This is a genomic window from Mesorhizobium sp. C120A, assembly GCF_030323105.1.
Classification (GTDB): Bacteria; Pseudomonadota; Alphaproteobacteria; order Rhizobiales; family Rhizobiaceae; genus Mesorhizobium.
In genome coordinates, this window is the sequence record NZ_CP100476.1 from 6103976 (window position 1) to 6119868 (window position 15893).

The following is a 15893-nucleotide window of genomic DNA, read 5'->3' on the forward strand; positions in this document are numbered from 1 at the left end:
GTTTCGTATGAGACAATCCGCCGGTGCGGCAACAAATGCGGTCCGCATCCGGAGCCATTACGTCGCGGCACTTGATATTGCAGTGCAGCAAAGGTAGAGGGCCGCCCCTTATCGGAGTGTCGTGCATGGTCCTTACCAATACCGGTAGCGAGGCAGAACCCGTCGAACAGTCGAGCCATCCGGCAATCGAACAGCAAAGCCCCAAGGTGCTGATGCTAGGCGCGCTCGGCGTTGTCTATGGCGATATTGGCACCAGCCCGATCTACGCGTTCCGTGAGGCGCTGGTGGCGTCGTCGGGCGGCAATGTCGCCGAGCGCGGCGATATCCTCGGCGTGCTGTCGCTGATCATCTGGTCGCTGACTATCATCGTCACCATCAAGTACATCATGTTCGTGCTGCGCGCCGATAACGGCGGCGAGGGCGGCGTGCTGTCGCTGATGGCGCTAGCGCGCGGCAGTTTCCCCAAGCGGTCGGCGGTGATCCTGGGCATCGGCATCGTCGGCGCCTCGCTGTTTTTCGGCGACGCGGTCATCACGCCCGCGATTTCGGTGCTGTCGGCTGTCGAGGGTATGAACGTCGTCACGCCGACCTTCCAGCCCTATGTGGTGCCGCTGACACTGGTCATCCTGGCCATGGTGTTCGCGGTGCAGCGCTTTGGCACCGGCGGGGTGGGATTGGTGTTCGGCCCGGTGACCGCCGTATGGTTCCTGGCAATTGGCCTTTCCGGTCTCAACCACATCATCGCCGATCCAGAAATCCTGTGGGCGGTGAGCCCGCACTACATCGTCGCCTTCCTGATCCATTCGCCCGACGTCGCTTTCGTGACCATCGGCGCCATCTTCCTCGCCGTCACCGGCGCCGAAGCACTCTATGCCGATCTCGGCCATTTCGGATGCAGGCCCATCGTGGTCGCCTGGCTGTGGATCGTGTTTCCCTGCCTGCTGCTCAACTATGCTGGGCAGGGCGCTTTCGTGCTGGCGAAGAACGGTCACGTCGGCCACCCATTCTTCGAGATGAACGAAGGCTGGACGCTGATCCCGATGGTGGTGCTGGCAACCGCCGCGACGGTTATCGCCAGCCAGGCGGTGATCTCCGGCGCCTTCTCGCTGACCAGGCAGGCGGTGCAGCTCAATATGCTGCCGCGTCTCGAAATCCTGCACACCTCGGAACGGCAGTCGGGCCAGATCTACATGCCACGTGTCAATCTGTTGCTGGCGCTGGCGGTGATGCTGCTGGTGGTCGGTTTCGGCGAATCGAGCAAGCTGGCCTCGGCCTATGGCATCTCGGTGACCGGCAACATGCTGGTGACGACGGTGCTGCTGTTCGTCGTCATGACGCGCATTTGGAAATGGCGCCTGTGGGTGGCGGTGGCGATGACGGCGGTGTTCGCCTTCATCGACATCGGCTTCTTTGCCTCCAACATCGTGAAGGTGTTCGAGGGCGGCTGGGCGTCGCTTGCGGTGGCCTTCACCATCGTTCTGGCGATGTGGACCTGGGTGCGCGGCAGCCGCTATCTGTTCGACAAGACCCGGCGCAACGAAATCCCGCTCGATTTCCTCGCCGGCAATCTGCTGAAGAAGAAGCCGCAGCTGGTGTCCGGCACCGCCGTGTTCCTGACCAGCGATCCGCAAAGCGCGCCGACAGCGCTGATGCACAGCCTGAAGCACTACAAGGTGCTGCACGAGCAGAACGTCATTCTGTCGGTGGTCACCGCACCGCAGCCGCTGGTGCCCGACAGCGAACGGGTCAAGATGGAGACAGTCAACGAGCTGTTCATGCGGGTGACGCTGACCTTCGGCTATATGGAGCAGCCCAACATTCCGCGCGCGCTGGCGATCTGCCGCAAGCAAGGCTGGAAGTTCGACATCATGACGACGTCGTTCTTCCTGTCGCGGCGCTCGCTCAAGGCATCGCCCAATTCCGGCATGCCGGTGTGGCAGGACAAGCTGTTCATCGGGCTCGCCCGCTCGGCGGCCGATGCGACGGAGTATTTCCAGATCCCGACCGGACGTGTGGTCGAGATCGGCACGCAGGTGGCGATTTAGGGCATGCCGCGGTTGAGAAGAATCGGTGCTGTCACATTGAATGAGCGTTAAGGAAATTCAGGTAGCAGCGCGCCCGGCACTGTAAGTTTCAGCGGCTTGATGCAGCGATAGCTGGCCGGGACGGCTGTCACGCTGTGGCGACACACGCGATTTTGTTCAGATTTGCATGGGAGCGTTACGCAGGTCTCGATGTTGAGCCGATGACAGCGCATTGCAGGGAAAGTGAGCAGGTCGGCAATCGGATCATGGATGGAAACGAACCGCTGAAGCTGGCGTGCCGACTTGAAGCGTTTCATGATCCTTTGGCGTCGTCGGGTCGGCTGGTGCGAATTTTCCGCTCGATTAATTCAGGCCTGTGTGCGACCGGTGTTCGACGCCGGGCATGAGGTCGCGCATGGCGGCATCATAGGATCGGAGCTTGTCGGTGATCATGATCCGTGGTGTCCGCCCTTGAGCTTTCAGCAACTTGCGCATCAGACGCTTTGCCGCCTTGGCATTTCGGCGGCTTTGTACCAGCACTTCGAGGACGAAGCCGTCCTGATCGACGGCACGCCAGAGCCACTGCTTCTTGCACTGATAGCCACGACACATTCGTCGAGATGCCATTTGTCGCCCAGGCAGCCGGCTGATATTGATCTCCTGGGCGAAATGCCGTCCGAATTTCTCCGCGCAGCTTCGAACGGTCTGATGCGTGACGATGATGCCGCGGGCCGCCAGCATGTCCTCAACCATGCGCAGGCTGAGCGGAAAGCGAAAGTAGAGCCATACCGCGTGCGCAATGATCTCGGGGGAAAGCGGTGGCGACCATAGAGCGGACCACGAGCAACTTCTGACATGGCCCAATGTAAGCACATCTTCATAAGCTGTCGGTTGACTTTACGGTGCCGCGCCAAGCGAGCAGCATCCGGCCGGCGGGGCCGACCCCGTCTCCCGGCCGTGAGCAGAACGGCATCACGCAGGGGCCGCTTCATCCTCGACGCGGCCAGCCTGCTTTGCCGTTACCGCCGCCGCCGAAAGCGCCAGGCGTTGCCGCCAGGCGCCGGTCCGCCGGCAGCGGTTCGTCTCCACCGATGATCCGATTGCCAACCAATTCCACTTTCCCCCATACCTGCGTAACGCCGCTATGCAAATCTGGACAAAATCGCGTATGTCGCCGCAGCATGACAGCCGTCCCGACCAGCTATCGCTGCATCAAGACGCTGATATCTTTACAGTGCCCGCACGCCTCTCGCGCGCCAACGGCCAGTCGGTGTCGCGAATTGAGGCGCGCTGAAGCCGTCCGGCTCAGCCGATCATGGCGCTTCGGTTGCCGGGTTCGAGGTCGTGGCCTCTGCCGCTGCGCGATTCTAGCAATTGCGCCTTGGAGAGCTCTGCTTCAGCCTCGGCGAGGCATGGCTCGGCTGCGGTTCTCTGCCGCAGAAGGTCCGATTGCGAATTCTTGACGTTGTCACGACGTAGGCGAGCGGCCTTGGCGAACGTCGGATAAGCGAAATGATTGACATCGGAGATGCCGCCCTTCGTTTCCTCGGCGTTTATCTGGAAGTCCAGTTCTCGCGCCATGCGTTCGAAATCGGCAATCATGATGTCTAGCTGGTGCAACTGTCGCCGCTTCTCATTCACCTGAAATTGCTTCAGTCGGACCAGATTACCTCGTGGCTTCATGACTCGGTACTCCGGTACCCATTTCGTCCAATCAAACCGCTCTCTCCCCTTGACGTTAGGCCTACAGCGACTCTCACGTTTTCTGCTGCGAGCGGAAACATATTTTCCAAAATCCTTGGCCGATGGCTATGAGTTCAATGCATCGACAAGCATGCGAGCGGGGGACTTAAGGGGCGGTAAAAAAAGGCGGAATAGGGCGATTTTCACAATGTCTGCATATGAACGCGTTGAGACCTGCGGCGGGCTTGACACACAAAGCAATCGTCAACATTTGCGACATGGACGCCGGGGGGCATGAATACGCCCGCCGTCAGCTACACGCCCCCCGATTTCCGCCGCCCTATTATCGCCCACGCGCTCTGGCTTTATTTCCGGTTTCCGCTGAGCCTGCGCCTGGTTGAGGAAATGCTGCTGGAACGCGGCATCGTGGTTTCGTATGAGACAAGTCGCCGGTGGGGCATCTAAGTTCGGGCTGGACTGCGCTCGCTGCTTGCGCCGCAAGCCGCCGTGCCGGAATGATGTCTGGTACCTGAACGAAGTGGCGTCACCATCGCCCGGCAAAAAGCTTTGGTTGTGGCGCGCCGTCGACCAGGATGGATATGTGCTGGACGAAATCGTGCAAAACCGCCGCAACACCAAGGCCGCCAAGCGCTTGCTGACGCGGCCGTTGAAGAAGCAGGGGCTCGCGCCGAAGCGCATGATCACCGACTAGCTGCGCTCGTATGGAGCGGCAAAGCGACAGGTGATGCCGGACGTCAAGCACCGGTCGCACAAGGGGTTGAACAACGGAGCGGAGAATTCCCATGTGCCGCCGCGAAAACGGGAGCGGATGATGCAGAGGTCCGATCGCCGGGAGGCCTGCAACGCTTCGTCTCGACCTTGTCAGCCCTCCGCAACCTCTTCGTCCCGCCCCAAACGTTCTGCTCTCGCCATACATGTTCATCGCCTCAGCGCGATGGCGCTGGTGATATCACGACGCGTTTGTACCGCTCGACCTACGCCACAGGTGCCGACGCTGTGACGAGCTTCGTCGGTCGCGTGTCGAGTGACGGCACCGGGGACAATTATCGTCGACCGCAGTCCATTGCCCAGACCAAGGCGCTTCTCGGCGTCGGCACGATGGCAAATCGCAGCGTCACGATCTCGGCCGCTGCCCCTTCTGGCGGCGTGGACGGTGATTTCTGGGTGCAGCCGTAATGGCCCTTTACGTCAAAGCCTCCGGGGTCTGGGGGGCGGCTAGCGCCGTATGGGTGAAAATCTCAAGCCTCTGGACCAAGGCTCGACAGGTCTATGTGCGCAGCTCGGGCGTCTGGGAGAAAATGTTCCCGATAGATCTGGTCTTCAATGGCACTCACGAAGACTCGACTGCCACGACCGTTTACACCCACACCAGCATTCCGCTTCTTGTCGCGCCACACGCTAATCGTCGTGTCATCGTGACAACTGAGACCACTGACACCGAAAGTGCAGTGACCGTCAACAGTATGACGATTGGGGGTGTGGCTGCCACCCTTCTCGCTCAGGTGGAAAGCATCTTCAATTCTGGTGTGGTCTATCTGTCAGTGTGGTCGGCCCTCGTGCCAACCGGTACGACGGCAACGATCGTGACCACGTATAGTGAGAGCGTGTTCCGTGACTACATGTCGGTCTATACGACCACCAATTGGGATGGTGTGGTGGGCACTGTTGCCTCTGACAACAATTCAACGGGTGGCCTGACAACGACCGTCAGCATTGGTGCCCTGGGCGCAGCGATCGCAATTGCGGGCAACGCCACCAAGGGGGCATCGGCACTGCGACATGGACCGGGCTGACCCAACAGTTCTCAAACACACCAGTCACGAATAGAAACCACAGCGGAGCAATGGCAATAGCTACCGCCGCCCAAGCTGCCCTCACCGTAACCTGTGCCTACAGCACTACTCCAGCACTTGTCGCACTGCTGGTGGTTCCGCGGTGCGCAACTCCTGACTGGCGACGGCGTCGGCGACATGCCTTACGGACTCGTATTGCCAGAGCTTGTAATCGTCGACAAACCAGCCAAGTCGGCTCTCGATCGCCGTAGCAAGCTCGTTATAGTCGAGGCTGTCGAGGCCGAGATCCCGCATTCTGGTTGTCATCGACACCTCTACTTTTTCGGCAACTAGAGCGTTGAGGGTTTTGAGAACCAGTTGTTCAATTTCAAGTAATGTCATCACTAATACATGCCTTTTGCTTGCAGACTCAGGTAATGCAACCCTGATCGGGGCGCAACCCCCAAAACGAGGTGTGCCGTTGAAACATGTTCTTGTCATTGACGATGATGCCGCAATGCGGCGCCTCATCGCCGAGTATCTCACGATGCATGCCCTGAAGGTAACCGCAGTCCACGATAGCAAGCAGTTTGACTATGTTCTTTCACGTGAGCCAGTCGATCTCGTGGTTGTTGACCTTAACCTAGGCCGGGAGGATGGACTTGCGATCGTCCGCAATCTGGCGACAAAATCGGATGTTCCTATCATAGTGATCAGCGGCGACCGGCTTGATGAGGCGGAAAAAGTGGTTGCACTGGAGCTCGGCGCAACCGATTTCATTCCCAAGCCTTTCGGGATGCGCGAATTCTTGGCCCGCATTCGAGTAGCGCTACGCCAGCGCATTTCTAGTCCGCGAACCAGAGAGCAGCGCTCATTTCGCTTTGGGGCCTGGAAGCTAAGCGTGAAGCAGCGGCGACTGATCTGTGCGGAGCGCGGCGAGGTCAAGCTTACCGCATGTGAGTTCAATCTCTTGATCGCATTTCTGGAGAACCCCCGCAACGTGCTATCCAGAGAACGGCTTTTGCTCGCGAGCCGTGTGCGTGGAGAAGAGGTGTACGATCGAAGTATCGATGTCCTAATCATGCGCTTGCGCCGAAAGCTGGAGGCTGATGCGGCCAACCCTCGCCTGGTCAAAACATCCCGTGGCGCAGGGTACTTCTTCAACGCTGACGTAGATGTTAGCTACGGAGGCACGTTGGCCGCGTGACAGTGAGCTATGCTGGAGATTGGGGTGACGAGGCTGATCAAGCCTTCCAACAGTACCAGCCTGATCCATTACGGCGAGAGCTACCGGTCCGGAGATCGCATCAGCCCCTCTGTCGTCAAGAGAGCTGTTCTGCTTGACCCCAGCCATGGGAGCTCAACGCCCCGCGTCGGAGCGCTCCCTGCTTCTGAAGGAAGCCATTAGGTCCGCTCGGGCTTGATCGGAGGCTTGGCTGATGGACGTCGTGGTTGCTTCGCTCAGTTGCCGCCCCATGGCGCGGCTTTGCGGATTATCAATCCTCTGCCTCTTCGCCGGTCTCAACAGCGCTGTGTAATGTTCATTGTTTATGATGACGCCCCCGCTGTTCACGAGGTTGCTCCTGTCAAGTGTACTCGTCAGTCCGTCCTGGGCCTCACGCTTGTTGCCCAAGTGCCGTTCAAACGGCGCTGGCGCGACTTGTTGAGCTCGAGAGATGGGTCCCTGCTCTCCTGCGTGGCCATGAGCTTGTGCCGCGGTCTGCGCAGCGGCGTCCCCAATGGCACGAGCCTCCATGCCGACTGCGTCTTCCGGACGAGCAGCAAGGGCAATTTCGCGCCCGAGTGCGAACTTCCGGACATGAGTTAGTGCACTGATGTCAGCGGTTTTCATATAGCGCTTGGCATCTTCATCCAGCGACCGCTCGTGAAGCCGATCCGCAATCCCCGGCTTTTTGTTTTCAACCAGGCATTGACTGAAACGTCTAAGAGCAGACCCATAGACCTCAACGGTACGGGGTTTCGGCCCCGTCGGCGCTGCCTCGTACGCTTTGATGAGAGCCGCTGTGTACTCTCTGATGAGCACGGCGTCGGCAGGGTGGGGATTCAGGGCAGGGCGGCCCACCACTGGCGCTCCGCCCGCCCACGTCTTGAGACGACCCAGTGACCCAGCCACGGCCGAGGGGCCGCCACCCCAGATCTCGTACTCCTTGCGATCCCGATCCAGCGACGAATCGTGAAGCCGATCCGCAATCCCCGGCTTGTTATTTTCAACGAGCCAATGACCAAAGCCGAAAAGAATATCTACATGGCGCTTGACCGTGATCTCCCCGACCTTACCGGCATAGAGTGCTGACCTCAGCCCTTCGACAAGGGTCGCATCGTTGGAATAAAGAGGACCCTTGTCGGGACCGGAGACCACTTTTGGGCGATCTGGCTGCACCGCCGCCGGCACAGAACGAGCATGGTCACGCAACTCGGACGGTGCGGGGGGATTCAGATCAACCACTGACGAATCCGGCGCATGATGATGGCGCGCCGTTGAGTGACCCGGCTGCAGCACCGAGGCACCCAGCATCGACCCACTGCCTCCGGCGTACGGCGCCGCGGCGTGTTCTTGTCCGCTCCCTTGCATCATGGGCTGCGCCTCCCATGGCAATGCACCCACTTGATGGGTGGGGGCCTGCATCAGCACGCGAGCGCCTGAATTGCCGATCTCGCTCAGCTGCGGCTCAGTGGCAACGTCCTGCAGACGACTGTTCGGGGTCCTTTGCCTCTTCGCTGGTCTCAACTCCGCTGTATCATGCTCACGGTTGATGAGGACCTCCTCGCTTGGTAGCTGGTTGCTCCTGTCCTGTGCAGCGATCCGCTCGTCCGGCGCGCGCTGGTCGCCGTCGCGCCAGCTCAGGGGACGAAAGGACCCTGCGGGATCCGAGGCTTGGTGATGGGGCCCAGTTGGCACGAAAGACGATGCCAGAACAGCGTCGTCTTCATTAGCTTTCCCAGGGGGAGATACTCTGGCCAACTGTATTCCTCCTGCGGCCCGCTGCGCTGCGCAGCGGCGCCCCCCTTGCTCTCAAGACTTTGAAATTTAAATGGGTCCCCGGGAGCAACGTCTGGCGCTGACTGGCCGAGCCGCTTGATCTGCTGGTGAAACGTCCCAACGGGGCTTTCCTTAACCGCGTCTCGGGCCTGTCGGTCCATGAGTTCAAAGTTCGTAAGATTATTTGCCGTTCCGAATGTATTGTCACCCCTGAGGCGGGTTTGTAGTGCCTGCCGATTGACGACGAGGTTGTTGAGGTTCAGGTTATCTGGCTGCGATTGCAATCGCCCAACCAGCGCCCGCGTGCCGTCCACCACGTAGACTCCGCAATCCACCACGTTGCTCTGCTGGGCGATGCGGGATACGCCCACGCGGGTCTCCAGGCTGGCGCCCAGATTTTCTGCGAGCTCTTTTGCAAGCGTGTCATTGCATCCGTTGTAGGAGTCATAATGATAGGCAACCGGCCGTTCCCGGTCGCTGCGATCAACGAACAGCAGCGACCAATGGGTGCCGCGCTCCGCAAGAGTCTTACCGCCATCGCTCACTGGCACGAACAGGAAGTCGGCTGTGTCGTTACCGTTCTGATTATGGACGATGCGCTGGAATGCGCTTAGCTTGTCGCTCTCGGAGCCCAAGCGCAGATGATAATTGGCTACGAGGGGATCCACGAACCGCGTCCGGGCGGCGAGTTCTGGATTGTTCCCCTGCAACTCCTGCTCCAGGAGCTGGTAATCCCTGTGGATATGTTCGTCGCCTAGCAATTGCAATGCGCCGAGCACCCGCCCGTCTTTAGCTTTCCCAGGGGGCCTCTCTGGCCGACCCAATGCCTCCTGCGTCCCGCTGCGCTGCGCAGCGGCGTCCCCAATGGCACGAGCCTCCATGCCGACTGCGTCTTCCGGACGAGCAGCAAGGGCAATTTCGCGCCCGGGTGCGAACTTCCGGAGATGAGCTAGTGCACTGATCCTCCGGTTACCACCGGAGTTCACATAGCGCTTGGCATCTTCATCCAGCGACCCCTCGTGAAGCCGATCCGCAATCCCCGGCTTTCTGTTTTCATGCAGGTATTCACTGAAACGTATAAGAGTAGATCCATAGACCTGAATGGTACCGCGATTCGGCCCGGTCGCAGGCGCTTCTTTGTACTCTTTGATGAGAGCCGCTGTGTAATCTCTGATGAGCGCGGCGTCGGCAGGGTAGGGATTCCGGACAGGGCGGTCGACCACTGGCGCTCCGCCCGCCAACGTCTTGAGACGACCCAGTGCTCTAGCCACGATCGAGGGGCCACCCCTGCTCTCGTACTCCGAGGGGCCACCCCTGCTCTCGTACTCCTTGCGATCCTGATCCAGCGACGATTCGTCAAGCCGAGCAGCAAATCCCGGCCTGTTATTGTCAAAGAGCCAACGACCAAAGCCGAGAAGAGAATTTACATGGCGCTTGACCGTGCTCTCCTTGACCTTACCCGCGTAAGCTGACCTCAGCCCTTCGACAACGGTCGCATCGTTGGAATAGAGGGGACCCTTGTCGGGACCGGAGACCACTTTTGGAGGATCTGGCTGCACCGCCGCCGGCACAGAACGAGCATGGTCACGCAACTCGGACGGTGCGGGGGGATTCAGATCAACCACTGACGAATCCGGCGCATGATGATGGCGCGCCGTTGAGTGACCCGGCTGCAGCACCGAGGCACCCAGCATCGACCCACTGCCTCCGGCATACGGCGCCGCGGCGTGTTCTTGTCCGCTCCCTTGCATCATGGGCTGCGCTTCCCATGGCAATGCACCCACTTGATGGGTGGGGGCCTGCATCAGCACGCGAGCGCCTGAATTGCCGATCTCGCTCAGCTGCGGCTCAGTGGCAACGTCCTGCAGACGACTGTTCAGGGGCCTTTGCCTCTTCGCTGGTCTCAACTCCGCTGTATCATGCTCACGGTTGATGAGGACCTCCTCGCTTGATAGCTGGTTGCTCCTGTCCTGTGCAGCGATCCGCTCGTCCGGCGCGCGCTGGTCGCCGTCGCGCCAGCTCAGGGGACGAAAGGACCCTGCGGGATCCGAGGCTTGGTGATGGGGCCCAGTTGGCACGAAAGACGATGCCAGAACAGCGTCGTCTTCATTAGCTTTCCCAGGGAGCTCGCGCCCGAGTTCGGACTTCCGGAGATGAGCTAGTGCACTGATCCCACCGGAGTTGTTATAGCGCTTGGCATCTTCATCCAGCGACCCCTCGTGAAGCCGAGCCGCAATCCCCGGCTTTTTGTTTTCAACGAGGTATTCACTGAAACGTCTAGGAGCAGATCCATAGGTCTGAATGGTACCGGGATTCGGCCCGGTCGGCGCTGCCTTGTACTCTTTGATGGGAGCCGCTGTGTAATCTCTGATGAGCGCGGCGTCGGCAGGGTCGGGATTATTCAGGACAGCGGCGCGGTCCAGCACTGGCGCTCCGCCCGCCCACGTCTTGAGATGACCCACTGCTCTAGCCACGTCCGAGGAGCCACTCTTGCTCTCGTACTCCTTGAGATCCGGATCCAGCGACTCCTCGTGAAGCCGAGCGGCAAATCCCGGCCTGTTATTATCAAAGAGCCAACGACCAAAGCCGAGAAGAGAATTTACATGGCGCTTGACCGTGCTCTCCAATGCTGACCTCAGCCCTTCGACAATGGTCGCATCGTTGGAATAGAGAGGACCCTTGTCGCGACCGGAGACCCCTATTGGAGGATCTGGCTGCACCGCCGCCGGCACAGAACGAGCAGGGTCACGCAACTCGGACGGTGCGGGGGGATTCAGATCAGCCACTGACGAATCCGGCGCATCATGATGGCGCGCCGTTGAGTGACCCGGCTGCAGCACCGAGGCACCCAGCATCGACCCACTGCCTCCGGCGTAGGGCGCCGCGGCGTGTTCTTGTCCGCTCCCTTGCATGAGTTGCGCCTCCCATGGCGATGGTAGAAGGTCCGCGAGCGGAATCGAGTCGAAATATCCCGACAAATCAGCGTCGACCATCTGCTTTTGCGACCGAGCCAGCGTTTCGGCCACCGCGGCCTCGCCAACCGCGGAGGGCGTCTCCTCAGCCCCGGCGAACGCTGGCCCGGCAGGCGCCGCCGGCACAGAACGAGCATGGTCACGCAACTCGAACGGTGCGGGGGGATTCAGATCAACCACTGACGAATCGCGCGCCGTTGAGTGACCCGGCTGCAGCACCGAGGCACCCAGCATCGACCCACTGCCTCCGGCGTAGGGCGCCGCGGCGTGTTCTTGTCCGCTCCCTTGCGTCATGAGTTGCGCCTCCCATGGCGATCGTAGAAGGTCCGCGTGCGGAATCGAGTCGAAATATCCCGACAAATCAGCGTCGACCTTCTGCTTTTGCAACCGAGCCCACCTTTCGGCCAACGCGGCCTCGCCAACCGCGGAGGGCGTCTCCCCAGCCCTGGCGAACGCTGGCCCGGCAGGCGCCGCCGGCACAGAACGAGCAGGGTCACGCAACTCGGACGGTGAGGGGGGATTCAGATCAACCACTGACGAATCCGGCGCATGATGATGGCGCGCCGTTGAGTGATCCGGCTGCAGCACCGAGGCACCCAGCATCGACCCACTGCCTCCGGCGTAGGGCGCCGCGGCGTGTTCTTGTCCGCTCCCTTGCACCATGAGTTGCGCCTCCCATGGCGATGTATCCACTTGAGGGCCGGGATCATGCACTGGTTCATCCATTTGCTTTTGCAACCGAGCCCACCTTTCGGCCACCGCGGCCTCGCCAACCGCGGAGGGCGTCTCCTCAGCCCTGGCGAACGCTGGCCCGGCAGGCGCCGCCGGCACAGAACGAGCATGGTCACGCAACTCGAACGGTGCGAGGGGATTCAGATCAACCACTGACGAATCCGGCGCATCATGATGGCGCGCCCTTGAGTGACCCGGCTGCAGCACCGAGGCACCCAGCATCGACCCACTGCCTCCGGTATGCGGTGCCAGGTGCTCGTCCCCCAGCATCATGGGCTGCGCCTCCCATGGCAATGCACCCACTTGATGGGTGGGGGCCTGCATCAGCACGCGAGCGCCTGAATTGCCGATCTCGCTCAGCTGCTTAGCTTTCCCAGGGAGCTTCTCTGGCCGACCCAATGCCTTCTGCGGCCCGCTGTGCTGCGCAGCGGCGTCCCCAATGGCACGAGCCTCCATGCCGACTGCGTCTTCCGGACGAGCAGCAAGGGCAATTTCGCGCCCGAGTGCGGCGTACGGCGGGAACTTCCGGAGATGAGCTAGTGCACTGATCCACCGGTTACCACTGGAGTCCAAATAACGCCTGGCATCTTCATCCAGCGACCCCTCGTAAAGCCGAGCCGCAATCCCCGGCCTGCTGTTTTCATGCAGGTATTGACTGAAACGTCTAAGAGTAGCCGCATAGTCCTGAGTGGTTTTGGGATTCGGCCCGGTCGCAGGCTCTGCCTCGTACTTTTTGATGAGAGCCGCTTTGTAATCTCTGATGAGCTCGGCGTCGACAGGGTCGGGATTCAGGGCAGCGCGGCCCACCATTGGCGCTCCGCCCGCCGACTCTTTGAGACGACCCAGTGCTCTAGCCACGTTCGAGGAGCCACTCTCGCGCTGGTACTCCTTGAGATCCTGATCCAGCAACGGATCGTCAAGCCGAGCAGCAAATCCCGGCTTGTTATTATCAAAGAGCCAACGACCAAAGCCGAGAAGAGAATTTACATGGTCCGTGACCGTGCGCTCCCCGACCTTACCGGCATAGAGTGCTGACCGCAGCCCTTCGACAACGGTCGCATCGTTGGAATAAAGAGGACGCTTGTCGCGACCGGAGACCACTACTGGAGGATCTGGCTGCACCGCCGCCGGCATAGAACGAGCATGGTCACGCAACTCGAACGGTGCGGGGGGATTCAGATCAACCACTGACGAATCCGGCGCATGATGATGGCGTGTTTCCCCGGGAACAACGTCCCGTACGAACACCGAGTCTGGGTTGCCTTGGTCCGGCGCGACTGGAGCCAGGGCTCTGTCGTGCAACGCTCGCGCTGACTGGCCGAGCCGCTTGATCCGCTGGTGAAACGTCCCAACGGGGCTTTCCTTAACCGCGTCTCGCGCCTGTCGGTCCATGAGTTCAAAGTTCGTGAGATAATTTGCCGTTCCAGATGTATCGTCACCCATGAGTCGGGTTTGTAGTGCCTGCCGATTGACGACGAGGTTGTTGAGGTTCAGGTCTGGCAGGTCTGGCAGGTCTGGCTGCCATCTTTGCAATCGCCCAACCAGCGCCCGCGTGCCGTCCACCACGTAGACTCCGCAATCCCACTCGTTGCTCTGCTGGGCGATGCGGGGTAAGTCCACGCGGGTCTCCAGGCTGGCGCCCAGCCTTTCTGCGAGGTGTTTTGCAAGCTTGTCATGCCATCCGCTGACGGAGTCATAATGATAGGCAACCGGCCGTTCCCGGTCGCTGCGATCAACGAACAGCAGCGACCAATGTTTGCCGCGCTCCGCAAGAGTCTTACCGCCATCGCTCACTGGCACGAACAGGAAGTCGGCTGTGTCGTTACCGTTCTGATTATGGACGATGCGCTGGAATGCGCTTAGCTTGTCGCTCTCGGAGCCCAAGCGCAGATGATAATTGGCTACGAGGGGATCCACGAACCGCGTCCGGGCGGCGAGTTCTGGATTGTTCCCCTGCAACTCCTGCTCCAGGAGCTGGTAATCCCTGTGGATATGTTCGTCGCCTAGCAATTGCAATGCGCCGAGCACCCGCCCGCTGGGGTCGCCGAAAACACCAAAAAACCCTTCGACCGCGGGGGACATCCCCTCAGGAAAGAGCTCTGGCGAGGCGGAATTCCCCGCCCGCAAGCTGGGCGGAGCGAATTCCGGTGGCCTCAGTGGCACCTCCTCGCTTGGTACCAGGTTGCTCCTGTCCTGTGCAGCGATCCGCTCGTCCGGCGCGCGCTGGTCGCCGTCGCGCCAGATCAGGGGACGAAAGGACTCTGCGGGATCCGAGGCTTGGTGATGGTGCCCAGTTGGTACGAAAGACGATGGCAGAACAGCGGCGTCTTCATTAGCTTCCCCAGGGAGCTTCTCTGGCCGACCCAATGCCTTCTGCGGCCCGCTGTGCTGCGCAGCGGCGTCCCCAATGGCACGAGCCACCATGCCGACTGCGTCTTCCGGACGAGCAGCAAGGGCAATTTCGCGCCCGAGTGCGGCGGACGGCAGGAACTTCCGGAGTTGAGCTAGTGCAATGATCCTCCGGTCACCACTGGAGTCCTTATAGCGCTTGGCATCTTCATCCAGCGACTCCTCGTGAAGCCGAGCCGCAAGCCCCGGCTTGTTGTTTTCAACCAGGTATTCACTGAAACGTCTAAGAGTAGCTCCATAGTCGTGAATGGTTTGGCGATTCGGCCCGGTCGCAGGCGCTCCCTTGTACTCTTTGATGAGAGCCGCTTTGTACTCTTTGATGAGCACGGCGTCGGCAGGGTCGGGATTCAGGACAGCGCGGCCCACCATTGGCACTCCGCCCGCCGACTCTCTGAGACGACGCAGTGCCACAGCCACAGTCGAGGAGCCACCACTGCTCTCGTACTCCTTGAGATCTTCATCCAGCGACTCCTCGTGAAGCCGAGCAGCAAATCCCGGCTTGTTATTTTTAAAGAGCCAACGACCAAAGCCGTAAAGAGAATTTACATGGCGCTTGACCGTTTCCTCCTTGGCCTTACCCGCGTAGAGTGACCTCAGCCGTTCGACAACGGTCGCATCGTTGGAATAAAGAGGACGCTTGCAGCCGCGACCGTCGGAGACCACTACTGGAGGATCTGGCTGCACCGCCGCCGGCACGGGGGAACGAGCATGGTCACGCAACTCGAACGGTGCGGAAGGATTCAGATCACCCACTGACGAATCCGGCGCATGATGATGGCGCGCCGTTGAGTGACCCGGCTGCAGCACCGAGGCACCTAGCATCGACCCACTGCCTCCGGCGTACGGCGCCGCGGCGTGTTCTTGTCCGCTCCCTTGCATCATGGGCTGCGCTTCCCATGGGGCCGCGCCTTCGATGAGGCTCAGGTCTCCCTGAGACGGATGAGGATAGAACGGGTCTGGCAGAGCCGGAACGCCGGGGGCGGGAATTTGGGCAGCGGCTTGGCGCGCCTCGCCCGAGCGCTGCTCAAAGCCCTCTTGCCCGGCCTGTGCCGCTTGCTCTTGAGATGCCGGGGGCTGCACCTGCCGCCAACCTGTTACATTGGATAGGTCAAATTTGTGCCGGTTCACGCTAGCCTCACGTCCACAGATCAGCTGAGCAACCTACTCGGGCATACTTACGAGAAGCTGACGAGGTCCGCGGTCCCGGAGCGGGTAGGCCTAATTTTCTGCGCGCCGATTGCGCTGGCGCGACGTAGCCCGGCCTTTTGCCAGCTCGGCA

The 15893-nt window shown here is 60.6% G+C and carries 10 protein-coding genes and 2 pseudogenes; 5 read left to right on the forward strand and 7 right to left on the reverse strand.

Features of this window, described 5'->3' with window-relative positions:
- The first annotated feature begins 125 nt into the window (after window positions 1-125).
- The gene (locus NL532_RS29685; protein WP_286487837.1) at window positions 126-2045 is read left to right on the forward strand and encodes a potassium transporter Kup; all 1920 of its coding nucleotides are present in this window, start codon (window positions 126-128) and stop codon (window positions 2043-2045) included.
- 47 nt (window positions 2046-2092) lie between these two features.
- On the opposite strand, the gene NL532_RS29690 is transcribed toward NL532_RS29685, so the two are convergent.
- From NL532_RS29690 to NL532_RS29705, 4 genes and pseudogenes are all read right to left on the reverse strand, one after another.
- Window positions 2093-2341 carry a hypothetical protein gene (locus NL532_RS29690; RefSeq protein ID WP_245270296.1) on the reverse strand — a complete coding sequence of 83 codons (249 nt, stop codon included), beginning with the start codon at window positions 2339-2341 and terminating at the stop codon, window positions 2093-2095.
- 46 nt (window positions 2342-2387) lie between these two features.
- On the reverse strand, window positions 2388-2888 hold the full coding sequence (locus tag NL532_RS29695) for an IS6 family transposase (protein WP_286487838.1): 501 nt from the start codon (window positions 2886-2888) through the stop codon (window positions 2388-2390).
- A 43-nt stretch (window positions 2889-2931) separates the two neighbouring features.
- Window positions 2932-3095, reverse strand: a pseudogene (locus NL532_RS29700) (DUF1403 family protein); the annotation flags it as partial.
- A 234-nt stretch (window positions 3096-3329) separates the two neighbouring features.
- A complete protein-coding gene (locus tag NL532_RS29705) occupies window positions 3330-3707 on the reverse strand; it encodes a hypothetical protein (RefSeq protein ID WP_023693588.1) in 378 nt (125 codons plus the stop codon).
- A gap of 294 nt (window positions 3708-4001) precedes the next feature.
- Here NL532_RS29705 and NL532_RS29710 point away from each other — a divergent pair.
- The 3 genes and pseudogenes from NL532_RS29710 (at window position 4002) to NL532_RS29720 (ending at window position 5521) form a co-directional block, all read left to right on the forward strand.
- Window positions 4002-4728, forward strand: a pseudogene (locus tag NL532_RS29710) (IS6 family transposase).
- Window positions 4725-4904: a hypothetical protein gene (locus NL532_RS29715; RefSeq protein ID WP_031194388.1), complete on the forward strand. Its 180-nt coding sequence runs from the start codon at window positions 4725-4727 to the stop codon at window positions 4902-4904. Before NL532_RS29710 ends, NL532_RS29715 begins: the two are co-directional and overlap by 4 nt.
- Window positions 4904-5521, forward strand: a complete 618-nt coding sequence (locus NL532_RS29720) for a hypothetical protein (protein ID WP_023679572.1) — start codon at window positions 4904-4906, stop codon at window positions 5519-5521. Before NL532_RS29715 ends, NL532_RS29720 begins: the two co-directional genes overlap by 1 nt.
- A gap of 105 nt (window positions 5522-5626) precedes the next feature.
- Here the strand turns inward: NL532_RS29720 and NL532_RS29725 are convergent, their stop codons facing one another.
- Window positions 5627-6031 (reverse strand): phosphopantetheine-binding protein, encoded by a 405-nt coding sequence (locus NL532_RS29725; protein ID WP_081730999.1) that lies wholly within the window; start codon window positions 6029-6031, stop codon window positions 5627-5629.
- Here NL532_RS29725 and virG point away from each other — a divergent pair.
- Window positions 5982-6707 carry a two-component system response regulator VirG gene (virG, locus tag NL532_RS29730; protein ID WP_023685159.1) on the forward strand — a complete coding sequence of 242 codons (726 nt, stop codon included), beginning with the start codon at window positions 5982-5984 and terminating at the stop codon, window positions 6705-6707. The genes NL532_RS29725 and virG overlap by 50 nt on opposite strands.
- Window positions 6708-6860: 153 nt before the next feature.
- Here virG and NL532_RS29735 read toward each other — a convergent pair whose 3' ends face one another.
- On the reverse strand, window positions 6861-7967 hold the full coding sequence (locus NL532_RS29735; RefSeq protein WP_286487839.1) for a hypothetical protein: 1107 nt from the start codon (window positions 7965-7967) through the stop codon (window positions 6861-6863).
- 395 nt (window positions 7968-8362) lie between these two features.
- Window positions 8363-15742, reverse strand: coding sequence for a Ulp1 family isopeptidase (locus NL532_RS29740; RefSeq protein WP_286487840.1), 7380 nt, complete (start codon window positions 15740-15742; stop codon window positions 8363-8365).
- Window positions 15743-15893: the final 151 nt, after the last annotated feature.